11 protein-coding genes and 1 tRNA gene are annotated in these 14,660 nt (G+C 43.5%); 8 read left to right on the top strand and 4 right to left on the bottom strand.

What is annotated here, in order from left to right; translation table 11 throughout:
* Positions 1–2: 2 nt before the first annotated feature.
* The 7 genes from GCE9029_RS09305 to GCE9029_RS09275 all read left to right on the top strand — a co-directional run bounded on the left by GCE9029_RS09305 (position 3) and on the right by GCE9029_RS09275 (position 9,547).
* Positions 3–1,148, top strand: coding sequence for a KpsE/RkpR family capsule polysaccharide export protein (locus GCE9029_RS09305; protein ID WP_062662880.1), 1,146 nt, complete (start codon positions 3–5; stop codon positions 1,146–1,148).
* A gap of 3 nt (positions 1,149–1,151) precedes the next feature.
* Entirely contained in the window at positions 1,152–2,807 is a 1,656-nt protein-coding gene (locus GCE9029_RS09300; protein WP_062662878.1) for a polysaccharide biosynthesis/export family protein, read from the top strand.
* The gene (locus tag GCE9029_RS09295; protein WP_062662876.1) at positions 2,807–3,781 is read left to right on the top strand and encodes a galactosyltransferase-related protein; all 975 of its coding nucleotides are present in this window, start codon (positions 2,807–2,809) and stop codon (positions 3,779–3,781) included. The genes GCE9029_RS09300 and GCE9029_RS09295 overlap by 1 nt, the downstream gene beginning before the upstream one ends.
* 2 nt (positions 3,782–3,783) lie before the next feature.
* Positions 3,784–5,286: a stealth family protein gene (locus tag GCE9029_RS09290; protein WP_062662874.1), complete on the top strand. Its 1,503-nt coding sequence runs from the start codon at positions 3,784–3,786 to the stop codon at positions 5,284–5,286.
* A gap of 135 nt (positions 5,287–5,421) precedes the next feature.
* Positions 5,422–7,494 carry a capsule polysaccharide biogenesis protein gene (locus GCE9029_RS09285; RefSeq protein WP_231870061.1) on the top strand — a complete coding sequence of 691 codons (2,073 nt, stop codon included), beginning with the start codon at positions 5,422–5,424 and terminating at the stop codon, positions 7,492–7,494.
* A gap of 409 nt (positions 7,495–7,903) precedes the next feature.
* Positions 7,904–8,296, top strand: coding sequence for a hypothetical protein (locus tag GCE9029_RS09280; protein WP_062662872.1), 393 nt, complete (start codon positions 7,904–7,906; stop codon positions 8,294–8,296).
* An 84-nt stretch (positions 8,297–8,380) separates the two neighbouring features.
* Positions 8,381–9,547, top strand: a complete 1,167-nt coding sequence (locus tag GCE9029_RS09275; protein WP_062662870.1) for a nucleotide sugar dehydrogenase — start codon at positions 8,381–8,383, stop codon at positions 9,545–9,547.
* Between the two features lie 25 nt (positions 9,548–9,572).
* Here GCE9029_RS09275 and folD read toward each other — a convergent pair whose 3' ends face one another.
* The 4 genes from folD to GCE9029_RS09255 all read right to left on the bottom strand — a co-directional run bounded on the left by folD (position 9,573) and on the right by GCE9029_RS09255 (position 13,646).
* Positions 9,573–10,427 carry a bifunctional methylenetetrahydrofolate dehydrogenase/methenyltetrahydrofolate cyclohydrolase FolD gene (gene folD / locus GCE9029_RS09270; RefSeq protein WP_062662868.1) on the bottom strand — a complete coding sequence of 285 codons (855 nt, stop codon included), beginning with the start codon at positions 10,425–10,427 and terminating at the stop codon, positions 9,573–9,575.
* A gap of 85 nt (positions 10,428–10,512) precedes the next feature.
* Positions 10,513–11,232, bottom strand: coding sequence for a trypsin-like peptidase domain-containing protein (locus GCE9029_RS09265; RefSeq protein WP_062662866.1), 720 nt, complete (start codon positions 11,230–11,232; stop codon positions 10,513–10,515).
* Positions 11,233–11,779: 547 nt separating this feature from the next.
* Entirely contained in the window at positions 11,780–12,967 is a 1,188-nt protein-coding gene (locus GCE9029_RS09260) for an MFS transporter (protein ID WP_062662864.1), read from the bottom strand.
* A gap of 181 nt (positions 12,968–13,148) precedes the next feature.
* Positions 13,149–13,646: an MgtC/SapB family protein gene (locus GCE9029_RS09255; protein ID WP_062662862.1), complete on the bottom strand. Its 498-nt coding sequence runs from the start codon at positions 13,644–13,646 to the stop codon at positions 13,149–13,151.
* A gap of 308 nt (positions 13,647–13,954) precedes the next feature.
* Here GCE9029_RS09255 and GCE9029_RS09250 point away from each other — a divergent pair.
* A tRNA-Arg gene (locus GCE9029_RS09250) sits at positions 13,955–14,031 on the top strand.
* Positions 14,032–14,660 lie beyond the last annotated feature (629 nt).

The raw sequence follows: 14,660 nt of genomic DNA, 5'->3' as shown, positions 1-14,660 counted from the left end.
TAATGAATATAAAAAATAAGATAAAGATATTCCTGAACAAGCTTTGGAAAAATCGCAACAATAAGCAGCGTTCATTTATCGCCGTGGTGTTAGTGCCAACCCTTATTGCTACGTTTTACTATTCGCTGATTGCCGCAGATTTATATGTGGTGGAATCCCGCTTTTCAGTTAAAGGCAATGAAATGCAGCAATTTGACATGTTGAGCGGTATCGCAGGTATTCCGTCGCAAGGCGGTTCAGCGACAGACTCTTACATACTGCAAGAATATATCAACTCCCACCAGGTAGTGAGTGCAGTATCACAAAGTATTGATCTTTCTTCCGTTTTCAACCACGAAGCCGCAGATTGGGTCTCGTCTTTAGGATATGACAAAACGCGCGAAGATGTGGTGAATTACTGGCGGAAACGAGTAACCGTTTCGTTTGACCCTACCACCACCATTATCACCCTGAAAGTCAGGGCTTTCACGCCGGAAGAAGCAGAAAGATTGTCACAAGAGATCATCAAGCAAAGTGAAATACTGATCAATGCCCTTTCAGAAAGAGCGCGGGAAGATGATCTCAGCTTTGCTGAAGCAGAAGTAGCCAGAGCCGAACTTAGGGTAACAGCAGCGAGATTGTCGATGAATACTTTCCGCAATCAAGTGCAAGACCTTGACCCAACCCAAACCGCCACGGCCAAAATGACCATCATCGCGGAGTTGGAATCTCAACTAACCGCAGCTCAGGCGGAGTTAAAAGTGATGCAAGGTTACATGAATGAATCGGCTCCGGCAGTCACCAACCTGAAGCGCAAGATTACAGCACTGATAGCTCAAATTGACAAAGAACGCGACGGTATTGCCGGTAAAAGTAGCGAAGGCTCTGCATTGTCTGGTGTGTTTGCAGATTATGAGCCCCTGTTAGTAGAGAGAGAGTTCGCCGAAAAGGCGTACACCTCATCATTGGCTTCTTTAGAAGCTGCGCGGGTAGAAGCGGCAAGAAAGCATCGCTACCTCGCTACATTTGTTGCGCCTTCCTCACCTGATGAAGCGTTAGAGCCAAATCGAATCAAATCGATTGCCACCGTTTTCCTTGGAGCACTTATCGCTTGGGCGATTGGACTTTTAGGACTGGGCGTCGTGAGAGACCATGTAGGTTGGGTATAAAAAGTGAAAAAAAAACTACTGGCACCTTTGGTGCTGTCATTTTCTGCCTTAGCGCAGCCATTTGCTGATACGGCATCAGCTAATCTATCGGCAGCTACTTCTAAAGCGCCGAATCCATCATCTCAAACCAGTCCATCGACAGTATCTATGACCAACGTACTTCCTGCTGCAGAGCAGGATTTACCACCGCCTTTTGGTGCCAATCTGTTTGTTGGTGGGTATGAAGCAAACAGTGTTGACGGTGTGAATGCAGACTACCGTATCGCCACGGGAGACAAAATTGCGATCTGGCTATGGGGAGCCGTCAGCGTAAATGACGTGGCAGTGGTGGACGCCCAAGGCAACATCTTCATTCCTGAAATTGGCCCGGTCAAAGTGATTGGTGAACGCGCGGGCGATTTACATCGACTGGTTGAAAAACAAATCCAGCGTATATACACACAAGATGTTGAAACCTATGTCAACGTCTTAACAGCCACCCCAGTGAGCGTATTTGTTACGGGCCCAGTGTTGCGCCCAGGCCAATACGCAGGAATAGCCTCCGACGGGTTACTCTCTTACTTAAAACGTGCTGGGGGAATTGATTCCGAGCGAGGAAGCTACCGTCATATCAGCGTGCAGCGTAACGGCAAAACCATTGCTGACTTTGACCTCTATGATTTCTTGCTAAAAGGAACGTTGCCGAACATTCAGTTCCGCGACCGTGACGTGATAGTGGTGGGGCAGCAAGGCGCAACGGTTGTCGTAGAAGGGGGCGCCAGAAACCCATTCCGTTTTGAATTTGCCAATACCAAGGCGAAAGGTAATGAACTAGTGACTTACGCAAGGCCACTTGCCAAAGTGTCGCATGTGGGCGTGCAAGGGAACCGGGAAACAGGGCCTTTTTCCGTCTATCTCGACTTCAGTAAGTTCGAAGATATTTCGCTACATGATGGCGATACCGTCTTTTTCAAAGACGACCTTCACGCACAAATCATGAATGTAAGGCTACAAGGGGAATACCTTGGCCCATCTTTCTATACCGTTAATAAAGGGACAAGGCTTCACGATTTCCTGAACCATATTGCCGTCTCGGCAGATGAGTCTAACTACCAGTCTATCTACATCAAACGAAGAAGCGTCTCGATCAAGCAAAAGGAGATGCTGGATCAATCGCTGGATAGATTAGAAAGAAGTGTGTTTACGGCACCCGCTTCCTCGGACGGTGAAGCGGTAATCCGCGCAAAAGAAGCCGCTTTAGTCACAGAATTTGTTGCCCGTGCAAGACAAATCCAACCGGAAGGAAAGGTGATTGTTGCAGATAATGGCAACATCGCCAACGTAAGATTAGAGCAAGGAGACATTGTTGTTATTCCAAAACGCTCAGATCTCATCAACATTGGCGGCGAAGTGTTAATGCCACAAGCCGTGGTTTATAACCCTAATGCGACATTGAAAGATTATGTCGCATGGGCTGGAGGCTTTACAGAGCGCGGTGATGCAGAGCGAATAGCTGTGGTTCATGCAAATGGTATGGTTAGCTTTAACCGTGACCAGAAAATTAAACCTGGCGACCAAGTATTGGTACTGCCTTATATCGATTCGAAAAACATGCAGTTAGCAAAAGATATTACTCAGATTGTATATCAAATTGCAGTTGCTGCTAATGTGGTGCTTTAATGATATCGATTATTACAACTGTCGATCTCAAGTATAGGCCTTTTGATATTTTAAGGAAAGTTGAAAGGATCAGGAAAGAAAGTTCTAACTTTGCTGAGTTGGTGATTTCGCATTTTGATAGGAATACTATATTCGATGCGCTTTTAAAGCGGATGATATCTGGTAATAGTGCTATAAAATTAATATCTTTAGAAGCTAAAAAAAATCAACCGACTTGTAATTCAAGACTAAGAAATATAGCGGTTTCATCATGTTCAAACGAGCTAATATTATTACTTGATATCGATATAGATTTTGATTTTGACTTTATCTTTGAAGAATGTTTCGGCATTGTTGATGAAAACTATTTTTCAATTTATCCATGTGTCTATCTTTCGAAATTTGGGACTAAACATCTTGATTTGAAAGGGAAGGAATATTTAATTGAAAAGATAAAAAGTGCTGATGAACGTTATTATACACATGTGGCGATGCCCTCATCAATTATAGTGATGAAAAAAAGAGTTTATCTCGCTGTTAATGGTTTTGATGAGCGATATATTGGTTATGGCTATGAAGACCTAGATTTCATGATAAGAGTTACTCAGTATTTATATGAAGAAAGGGATGTTGGTATAAACCTAATAGATAAGCCATATTTGTCAGTAATGTATAGCATTGGCTTTAGAAAATGGATCTCTCTAAAAAACATTGAAAATTTGATGTTATCAAAATATTTCTTACATAGATATCATCCAAGTAATAGGAGTAGTGACTACTACAGCTATAAGAGAGAGAACAAGAAAATATTTGACGATAAGTTTCCATGCGATCAAATGTCGGAAATTGATTTAAAAAGTACGCTAATTTTTTCATTGGGTGAAGAATCATTATCTATTTTAGAAAAACACCGAGAGCTTTTTTCCTTTAATACTGGAAATCGTGGCAGGATTGATACTGTTAAACAAAAAGTAAAGTATATTTTTGGTAAGTAAAAATGTTGAAAAAATTCATAAAAAGAAAATTGAGAAATATTATTTCTAATGAGATTGAGAGAAAATCAAGAAGCCTCTATAGTGGCGCATTTTATAACATAAATGTCAATGGTGACTTAGTTATAACCTCAGGGAATATGCTTGAGGAAGAGGATAAGATTGAGGAGTTTTTGTTTCAGGCATTACCTGTTTTTTCGGTGACAGGCCAAGAAGATTGGAATTACTATGCAAAAGATCGTAACTCTTTTATTTTTACGCTACTTTCTATAGCTAAAGTTAACAATGTGGAACTATATGCTCGTGTTAAGAGAAATAGAGTTAAAGTTGCTTCTGAAAACTTAGAGAAAATTGATAATCTCATAAAGACCGCAAAGTGTTTCGAGTTGAAACTTGTTTTTTTAGATATATCTTTCTCAAAAATTATTAATGTCTGGGATGAAGTTTTAACTAATGGTCGCACATACTCTGTTCTAAGGATGAACAATTTAGAGTATAAGAAAATTGATACTGATCTGTTGATGGAAGCGACGAAAGATAAAGAAGTCAATGCTAAATTAATCAATAAGCATAGTACACCCATCACTGTAATTGAAAACTTACCAGTTGATATTGTTTATACTTGGGTAAATGATAAAGATGAAGACTGGCGTAGAATGCTGATAGAAAACGTCACGAACAAAGATGAAATAGACTGGGATAGATTTCATTCCATCGATGAACTTAAATACTCACTAAGATCAATATTTCTGCACGCGCCTTGGGTTAACAAAATCTATGTATTAACTAATTGCAAGCCACCTGAGTGGTTGTTAAAAGATAATGATAAAGTTATCTTTGTAGATCATATTGATGTTTTTCCAGATGCAAATGTTTTACCCAATTTCAATTCTCATGCTATTGAAAGTTGCCTACATAAAATAAATGGATTGAGCGAAAACTTCATTTACTTTAATGATGATGTTTTTCTGGGTAGAAATGTTGATAAATCACTGTTCATAGAAGGGAATAAAACAAGTAAGTCATTCTTAGAACCTTATGGGATGGTTTATGGTAGTTTATCTACTGATAACCCTGATTATCTCAATGCATCTTTGAACTCAAAGAGTTTGATCGAGTCAGAATACTCTTTGTCACCAACCCAACTACATAAACATACTCCTCATTCTCTCCGAAAAAGTGTTCTTGAAGAGTTGGAGATTAAATTTAAAGATAATTTCGATTTAGTTAGAAGTGCCAAATTTAGGACTATTAATGATATCAATATAACGTCCTTCCTATACCATCATTACTCTTATATTAATGGGAGAAGCTGTTTGGGAAGTGAGGCTTCATGTTTGGTAAGAGAAAGTAATATTGATAAAGTTGAAAGTGCAATAAAGAAAAGAGAATATGACTTTTTTTGTTTGAATGATGGTGGTGGCAGTTCTTTAAATAACGAATATCATAACAAGAAGATTAAGTTATTAAACAGTCTTTATTCGGAAAAAGCACCGTGGGAAATATGAATGTCAATGATTTTGCTTTTTTACGGCCTTATCTGATATTTCCATAGTTTATTGTAATTTTTATAATATATTAAGAGGTAAGGGTTGCTTTTTAAATTCTAATCTTTTTATTGAAAAGCTCCCTTATCTTTAGGGGTGAATTTTAATTTAAATAGTGTTTTGCTGGGGATTTTTACCCAGAAGATTATAAATATTAATATGAAAAATAGTCATTACAAACACACGGCTTATTTGATACTAAATCTTTTTAATGCGGGTATGATTGAGGGAAGGATCTTTATTCCTAGTAGAGGTGTGAGGTCAATTAAAAATTTAAAACTATTCCTCCATGATGACTTCTTCGAAAGTCATAAGGTCGTTGTTTATGGCTGGGGGTACAAAGAAACCTCCTCCTTTGCTAGGGAGTATGCAAAAGATAATGGTCTGAAATATGTATCTATAGAAGATGGATTTATTCGCTCTGTAGGCCTGGGTGTACTCGGAGCGCAGCCACTAAGCCTTATACTTGATGATTTAGGTGTGTATTATTCTGCAGTTGGTGAGTCAGAACTAGAAAAAAAAATACACGAAAGTAATGACGTTTTACTAGCAGATAGAGCTAAAGCATGTATCGTAAATATCCGAGAACAGAGGCTTTCTAAGTACAACGTCCAATCAGTTTTCAATAAAAGTACAAAGAATGCAAAAATTGTGGTTATTGACCAAACTTATGGTGATGCCTCAGTAACTGGTGCAATGGCGAACGAAAATACCTTCGTTGAGATGTTAGAGGAAGCCATAGTAAATCACCCTAATGAAACCATATGGGTAAAAATTCACCCTGATGTCGTCTGTGGTAAAAAGAAGGGATTCTTATATCCATTGCCGTTTGAACACCCAAATGTCAAAGTGTTTGCCGAATCTATCAACCCTTGGGACATGCTGGAAAGCGCAACAGACGTTTACACGGTTTCCAGTTTAATGGGGTTTGAAGCGTTAATGGCGGGGGTAAAGGTACACTGCTTTGGCATGCCATTTTATGCGGGATGGGGACTAACAGAGGACAAACTAGTTTGTGAGCGTAGAAACAAAAATCGCACGTTAGAACAGGTTTTTGCAGCGGCCTATTTGGAGTATGCCCGTTACGTTGACCCTATTCTGGAAAGGCGTTGTGAACTGGAAGATATCATCCCTTACATTGTGGATGTGCTCCGTCATCAAGGCCAGCCCGAGCTAACGGTTTCACTTGCGAGCGTCAGTAGATGGAAGCAAACCTGGTTGCCGCCCTTCCTAAAAGCTTGGAACCTGAAGAGCGAAAAACGTAGAGCAAAAACAACAGTGGGCTGGGGTATGCAATCAGAGTGTGGATTCACCATTGAAGATGGTTTTATCCGTTCCAATGGATTGGGTGTTCACTTCCAAAAACCAATTTCCTTAGTCCTCGACCGAACCGGTATCTACTTTGATGCTACACGGCCGTCTGATTTAGAAAATATCCTCAACGGTGAGATTTCCAGTTACATGGTAGAGCGCGCTGAGCGTCTTTTGCCTAAATTACTCGATTCAGGAATCACCAAATATAACGTTGGTAGTGCCCAGCCCCTGATATTACCAGAGGACAGGACGATTATTCTTGTGCCTGGGCAAGTCGAGTCTGACGCTTCTATCTTATACGGTTCTCCGGAAGTAAAAACCAACAGTGAACTGCTGTTAAAGGTTAGAGAGGCAAATCCAGATGCATTCTTGATCTATAAGCCTCACCCCGATGTTGTTGCAGGCCAACGAGATGATGGTCGCTGGGAAAGTGAGACGTTGAATGTCGCTGATTTGGTGGTTACGGATGTTTCTATGGATGCTTTGTTGCGGCATGTCGATGAAGTTCATACCATGACTTCTCTAACCGGGTTTGAGGCGTTACTACGGGGTAAACAAGTCACGACTTATGGCATGCCTTTCTATGCGGGTTGGGGCCTGACCCAAGACACACTGAAATGTGAACGTAGAAAGCGCCAACTGGCACTTTATGAGTTGATAGCGGGTGCATTAATTCTCTATCCTACTTATATTGACCCAGTAAGTCGCCAACTCTGCACTGTTGAGCAGGCACTAGAACGCCTTGTACAAATGAAAACGGGAGACGTTACGGTCAAGGATTACAAGCTTCAAGCCATGCTGTTCTTGAAACGCTCAAAGCGAGCGGCTTTACACCTGCTGAAATATCATCGGTAGTCAGTGTCCAATTGATACACGTCTTTTATTCGAGATTTTTTGGTTCTGTTTCATTGCAGTTAGCTAAAACTGATCTTGAAGGATGAGACTCTAATTTTCTTAGCCAAAAAGGCTATGTTAGAAAGTCAATTAAAATGAATGTTACGCATGATTTTCAACGTTAACGCAGAGATAAATCGCTGCTTTTTGCTTTGATGTCGATGAGGGTGAACATTGACTGTTTTTGTAACGCAGAGTATAAAATGTGATGAAACAACGAAGGGCGATGGGAAACCATCGCCCTTTGTTTTTTATATGGAATAAGTGATAAGTTGCCATCCGTAATCCGTAATCCGTAATCCGTAATCCGTAATCCGTAATCCGTAATCCGTAATCCGAGCGCCAACATTTAAGGAATCAGTTTTAACCCATGTCATTTTCATCGCTCAGGTTTGGCCTGTATTTTTTTGTTATAGGGTTAGTCGCCTTGGCGATGCTGTCACTCTTTACAGGCTTTGGCCTCAAGCAGCTTTCTATTGAAGGCACCACTTTCTTTTGGGGATACGGTGATTTGCTGTTCCATTTTGGGTTGTTTTACCTTGGTGGTGTGTTGCTCTTTCCGTTACAACTTCATGTGAAAGTGCTCTCGTTTACTTTTCTCTTATTGGTTGCTGTGGCGTCAGAATATATACAGGCAAACTTGGTGCCTGGCAGAACAGGTAGTCTGACCGATGCGTTAGTGAATGTTTTTGCTTTGTTTTCTGCCATGGTGACGCTCGGTGTTGCACACTTACGTGCTAAACGTTCATCTCCTATACTCTGAATAATAAGAAAAGTGTCATCGTTGATACTTAACCTGAAGTGAAATACGTATTTTGCTTTTGGGATGTAGAGGGATGGGCGGTAGATGAAAGTAGCGGTCGTGGGTACGGGGTACGTTGGTCTTTCAAATGCAATGCTGCTGGCGCAATACAACGAGGTCGTTGCGGTTGATATTCTTCAAGAGAAGGTCGACTTACTCAATCAAGGCCAGTCTCCCATTTCTGACCGCGAGATAGAACAATTTCTCCAAAACCCTGAACTTAGCTTCTATGCCACTACAGAAGCAGAAACAGCCTATAACTGGGCGGAGCTTGTTTTGGTGGCTACCCCCACAGATTACGACCCCGAAACCAACTTCTTTGATACCAGCTCTGTGGAGTCTGTCGTTGCTGATATTCTGTCAGTGAACCCTTCCATCACTATTGTCATTAAATCAACAGTTCCTGTTGGCTTTACTGATTCTCTTCGAAAACAGCATCAGGCTGACAATATTCTGTTCTCGCCCGAGTTTCTGAGGGAAGGGCGGGCGCTTTATGACAACCTCTATCCTTCCCGAATCATCGTGGGTGATTTTTCTGAGCAGGCCAAAGCGTATGCAGCGTTAATGAACCAAGGCGCACTGGCTGAAAACGTTCAAACCCTCTTTGTGCATTCGACAGAAGCGGAAGCGGTCAAGCTTTTCTCTAACACCTATCTTGCTATGCGCGTGGCATATTTTAACGAGCTGGACTCTTATGCGGAATCGCTGGGGTTGGATTCTAAAGAGATCATTGAAGGCGTGTGTCTTGACCCTCGAATTGGCAGTCACTACAACAATCCCTCATTCGGCTACGGTGGTTACTGCTTACCGAAAGATACCAAGCAGCTGCTCGCCAACTATCAATCCGTGCCGAATAACATTATTGGCGCCATCGTTGATGCTAACCGGACGCGTAAAGACTTTATTGCTGAATCTATATTGAAACGAAAGCCCAAAACCGTGGGTATTTTCCGCCTCATTATGAAGTCGGGTTCGGACAACTTTCGCGCTTCTTCTATTCTTGGGGTGATGAAAAGGTTGAAAGCCAAAGGGTTAGAAGTCGTGATTTACGAGCCTGTGTATAAAGAGAAGACTTTGTTCAATTCACAGGTGGTGACAGATATAGCAATATTTAAGGATAAGGTGGATGTCATTGTCTCTAACAGGATGGATGACGCACTATTAGATGTGAAAGATAAAGTTTATACGCGGGATTTGTTTGGAAAAGACTAGGGCAGCGAATCGCTGCCCTTTTGTGTTACGAATGGTATTGCTCGCAAGCCAGCAGGGTATTCTCAATTAGCGTTGCCACTGTCATTGGGCCAACACCACCAGGTACAGGCGTGATATGACTGGCTTTCTCAGCAGCCACGCCATACTCCACATCGCCAACCAGTTTGCCATCTTCCAATCGGTTAATACCTACATCAATCACAACTGCGCCAGGCTTGATCCAATCACCGGGAATGAAGTTTGGTTTGCCCACAGCTACGACCAAAAGATCAGCTTGGCGAACGTGTCCTTCCAAATCTTTGGTAAAACGGTGACACGTGGTGGTGGTGCAGCCTGCAAGTAACAGTTCCATCGTCATTGGACGGCCAACAATGTTTGAAGCACCGACGACAACAGCATGTTTACCACGCAGAGGGACGTTGTAGCGCTCAAGCAGTGTAACGATACCTTTTGGCGTGCATGAACGCAGCTTTGGCATGCGCTGGCAAAGGCGTCCGACATTGTATGGGTGGAAGCCGTCGACATCTTTCTCTGGGTGGATGCGCTCAAGCACATTGGTAGGGTCCATTTGTGCAGGAAGAGGCAGTTGCACCAGAATGCCATCTATTTCTGGGTCAGCGTTCAGATCGTCAATCAAACCCAAGAGCTCTGCTTCGCTGGTAGTTGAAGGCAGGTCGTAAGACTTGGAAACAAAGCCAACTTCTTCACACACACGACGTTTGCTGCCAACGTAAACTTGGGAGGCAGGGTCATCACCGACTAATACCACCGCGAGTCCCGGCGCTCGGAGGCCTGCTGCTTTTCTGGCTTCTACACGTGCTGCAACTTCCTGGCGAACAGTCTGCGAAATAAGTTTTCCATCAATGATTTGAGCGGCCATGTTTTTCCTTTGGCAAAGAGAGACGGGAAAGTGGCGCTATTTTGACAAAAAAAGTGTGACATGGCTATAGCGCAAACGTTTGCGCTTAGTCTAAATCTTCTTCTAAATAGGTTTTGGAAAGGGTGATGGTTGAAGCCGCGAGATTATTGAGGGAGTCGTCGTAAAAGTCTTCAACAACCTTAAGAAGCCAGGGGCGGATGTGAAGAGTTGATACGAAAATGCTGGTACGTTCATTACCTAACTCGGTGCCATCAAGTAGCTTGAATCCTGAACCAGACATGCCCGATATAATACCGACGAGTTCGCCTTCATTGTTATAGGCACCACCGCCGCTCATTCCGCTTTGGACGGGCGCGTCAGTGATACTGGCCGGGCAGTTTGCGAACATGTCTGAATCAACAAAGTTAACATCTAAGTAGTACTTACCGTGTCCGACTAACACCTTGCCTGTAAGGCCCATGCCAACCGTCGTAACTGATCCTTTGGTTTTTACTGTCCCCAGCGGGGCAATGGTTTTGTCATGGTTACTTTGCCTGATCACTGCTACATCGCAGTTGGGATGGTAGGCGACCACATCGCTATAATCCAGCTGGGCGATGTGCTTGGCGGTTAAGCTGAGTTCGCTTGTTAAGGGAACACTGGAACCGTGTCCACCAAGGACAAAGGGTATGCCGATAGGGAGATAACTAACAGAAGGTGCGTTGGTTTCTTGTGCATACTCAAGAGGTCCGTTGACAAGGAAGCAGCCTTGAAGTGAGATGAAAGATAAAAAACAAGCTGCTGCTTTAACAAACGTTTGGGACATGCTGTCACCTCCTACGCTGTGCAGTGAGTCTCAAACTAGAGACCTTCTATGTGAGCGTAGGAAGCGTTCAAACAATGTACAAAATGCTATTGATTATTTCGTTACTAAAACTATTAACTTATTGAAATAAAATGTGAGATAACCACTTTTCATTTGTGGCTATGACCAAAAAGTTGGGTTTGCGACAGTTTTATACCGTCGTCCGTTTTTTTTCAATAAAATGCCTTAAAACCTTTCTAAATACCTATCTTATCTACCTATTTAATTATTTTTCTCAGCAATAACCGTCTGATGTGCGGATGCTTATTTATTTTAATGAATAAAGTAATATTCCAATAAATTAGGTAATTAGAGGTGAGCATCATTTCTGTGAGATTAGCGTCAAAAAAATACGGTAGTAATTAGGCGTATTCCATACCTTAAACGCGTTTTTATAGCTATTTGTATAGAAAATTTTGCAGAGAGAAGGATGTGAAACCAAAAAGGCAAGAAGGGGGGAAGGCAAGGCGCTAACAATAAGCGCCCTTGCTCAAATTATTTCTTTGAATCAGATATCAACAGATATTGCTTCGTCTACGCCGTCTGTGCCGGTAGAGCGGTTGCGTTTGGTTGAACCCAGCATATAGAGAAGGGTTGCCGCGAAACAAACCACAAAATACAACATCAGACCGCCATTCATCGACATCGCTTCGCCTGCCAACACCGGACCAATAACAGATCCCACGCTGTAGCTCAGCAACATCAGTTCTGCGGCTGCAACGATTTTCGACTCGTCTACGTTGCGACAAGCCAGCGTGATAGCAACAGGGTAGAGTGCAAACGCAGATGCTCCGAGCAGGAACATGCCCGCCATTACGCCTGCTGACACGGTCGCGATTTCAATCATGGCAATGGAAAGCAAACCCAGGAAGCAAAACAGTGCCATCAATAGCGCTTTTTCCATGCGTGAGTTCAACCAGCTCACCAGCGGTTGCACCACCATGCCCCCAAGGATCACGATTGCCATCAACGCACCGACTTGATCGTGGCTGTAGCTGCTTTCTAGCTCCAATGGCAGCAGGCCATAAATAGAGCCCAACACCAAGCCTGATACGATGCAACCAATGTAGGCTGCTGCTGGCAAGGTTTTCATTTCGCTGACTTTGATGCTGGCGTGGCCAACCGCTTTCGGGCGACCTTTTTTAAATACCAGTGGTGGCAAAATAGCTGCTGAGAATAGACTGGCGACCACAATCAGTGGTATCGCGCCTTCAGTACCGAACATGCCGATACCAAGCTGACCCAATGCAGAACCGCCATACAGTGATGCCATGTAAAGACCAAGGCGTTTGGCTCGTGCTTTTTCAGTGTCTGCCATCAGTAGCCAGGATTCGATCACGACGAACACACCGGCAACTGCGATGCCTGCAACAAAACGGGCACACAGCCACGCAGCGGGTGATGCACTGAATGCCATCAAACCCACAGTGCTGACAACGATAAGCAAAAACGCAACTAACGCACTGCGATGGCCAAATTTGCCAACGATGCGCGCACTGATCAACGCACCGCCAAGCAGGCCTGCGTAAAACACGCTCGCGAGCCAGGAGGCAAGATTCACCGACATGCCACGTGCGTCAAGCGCAAGCGGAATGAGGCTCATCAGGAAACCTGACGCAACGGCAAAAAGGCTTAGGCTGAGAACAGGTACAAGTGGACTGTTGCGATCAGCCTGCATAACAGGGTTCTGTTGCAATGTTTTTCCTTAATTGTCTGAATTGAAATTAAAAAACCTGCACAGGAAGTGCAGGTTTTAACGCAGAGAAAGGTGCGTTCAGGCGCGATTATTATTTCGCCACCCTCAAACGTAAAGAGAGATAATTTTGTGGTGAAGATGAAATCTTTTGATGGAAATGGTTATGCAGAACTACCGAATATTAGTCGATGATATCTGCATGTTTTCCGGTCTTTTTCCGCTTCTCCTCCCAGCGTTTATGCACGCCTTTTGTTAGGGATGAAAACGTAGTTTCAACTTTATCCAGACCAACAAGAACAAAAAGTACAAACGCACAAAGAAGCAATGCTTGGCGTCCGTAGTCAAAAGCGATCACCATACCAAGGCCGGCCATCAACCAAACGACGGCTGCAGAGGTTACGCCTTGGATTTGACCATCTCGTGCCATCATGACGCCTGCACCCAGAAAACCGACACCTGTTACGATTTGCCCCAATACCCGGGCATGATCCAGCGAATTGTCAGAGAGAGAGGTTGCGAGGCGCATAAAAAGGTAGGTACCGAGAATAATGAGGATCGCTGTGCGAATACCTACAGGCTTTCCTCGCAGTTGGCGCTCAAGGCCTAAAATCCATCCGCAGGCGGCACAGGTGAGTACGCCTTCCCAGCTAAACGGGGTGATATCCCAAAACTCATTCATTCTCTTTACTTCCGGGCTAGAAAAAGTTTAACCACTCGGGTCTGCAGACCCGAGGGTATTTGTGGCGCAGAAATATCCGCTTTAGCGGGGAAAAGAACAATAGGGAGCACGATGAAATCATTTTATCGTCAGAACAGATGTTATTTGCCGATAGAAACAGAGGAGAAAAAGAGAGGGATTTTTCGCGTTAGCGTAACAACTATGTTTGTTTCTTAGGCATTTAACAGCAAAGCATAAGGAAAAGCGTTGACGAAGAAACTCGTGCCTTTATAATCCTGCCCTGCGTTCACACACTGTGTGAATGAAGTGCGCCCTTAGCTCAGTTGGATAGAGCAACGGCCTTCTAAGCCGTGGGTCACAGGTTCGAATCCTGTAGGGCGTGCCACTTTCTACTCTCCTTCGTACATTTTCTCATCGCAATTTTTTCCCGAACGCATCTCACTATAGATTCCCGACGTTGATTGAAAAGAAGATCCTAGGAAAAGAAGATCCTAGGGAAGAGCAGGTCCTAGGTCCTAGGAAAAGCCAGAGCCAAGAGCGGTGGGGCGTCTGATTTAAGCGGCTTTGGTAATCATTTTTTTATCTTAAAGCTGAAATACCACTTCTATATTTCTCTAGGACCTAGGACCTAGGACCTAGGATCTGGATCCTTTGCTCTACTGTTCTATCAAGTGCGTGAATACTTGAATATGCTCTCTTTACATCAAAACCTCACAAGTATCGTCTTCTAGGACCCTAGGACCCTAGGACCTTTCTTTTTCCTTCCACCCCTTGAAATCCATTTTCTCGCCCCAATCTCACAGAAACATGACGATGGACCTAGCCCGTCTCGACTCGACAGGGCGGTGCCGCTATAATGGCGCGTCTTAAAAATCATGCCTCGTATTTTGAGGCTAATCGATACCCGCGCAAACGCGCTGTGTATCCAGATTCACAGGCGCTATGGCGAACGATTCGCTGTAGCACGAAAGGATGCTACCGGCAGGAGCCGGGCAACATCACTCAGCGACCCTG

Source organism: Grimontia celer, from assembly GCF_900055185.1.
Taxonomy (GTDB): Bacteria; Pseudomonadota; Gammaproteobacteria; order Enterobacterales; family Vibrionaceae; genus Enterovibrio; species Enterovibrio celer.
Note: the sequence above shows the minus strand (reverse complement) of the source record. Positions and strands in the feature narration are given on the sequence as shown.

What these genes read in the sequence shown, in the direction of transcription:
- GCE9029_RS09290 (WP_062662874.1), top strand. Translation starts at nt 3,784, where the DNA reads ATGTTGAAAAAATTCATAAAAAGAAAATTGAGAAATATTATTTCTAAT.
- GCE9029_RS09280 (WP_062662872.1), top strand. Translation starts at nt 7,904, where the DNA reads ATGTCATTTTCATCGCTCAGGTTTGGCCTGTATTTTTTTGTTATAGGG.
- folD (WP_062662868.1), bottom strand. Translation starts at nt 10,427, where the DNA reads ATGGCCGCTCAAATCATTGATGGAAAACTTATTTCGCAGACTGTTCGC.
- GCE9029_RS09265 (WP_062662866.1), bottom strand. Translation starts at nt 11,232, where the DNA reads ATGTCCCAAACGTTTGTTAAAGCAGCAGCTTGTTTTTTATCTTTCATC.
- GCE9029_RS09275 (WP_062662870.1), top strand. Translation starts at nt 8,381, where the DNA reads ATGAAAGTAGCGGTCGTGGGTACGGGGTACGTTGGTCTTTCAAATGCA.
- GCE9029_RS09295 (WP_062662876.1), top strand. Translation starts at nt 2,807, where the DNA reads ATGATATCGATTATTACAACTGTCGATCTCAAGTATAGGCCTTTTGAT.
- GCE9029_RS09305 (WP_062662880.1), top strand. Translation starts at nt 3, where the DNA reads ATGAATATAAAAAATAAGATAAAGATATTCCTGAACAAGCTTTGGAAA.
- GCE9029_RS09255 (WP_062662862.1), bottom strand. Translation starts at nt 13,646, where the DNA reads ATGAATGAGTTTTGGGATATCACCCCGTTTAGCTGGGAAGGCGTACTC.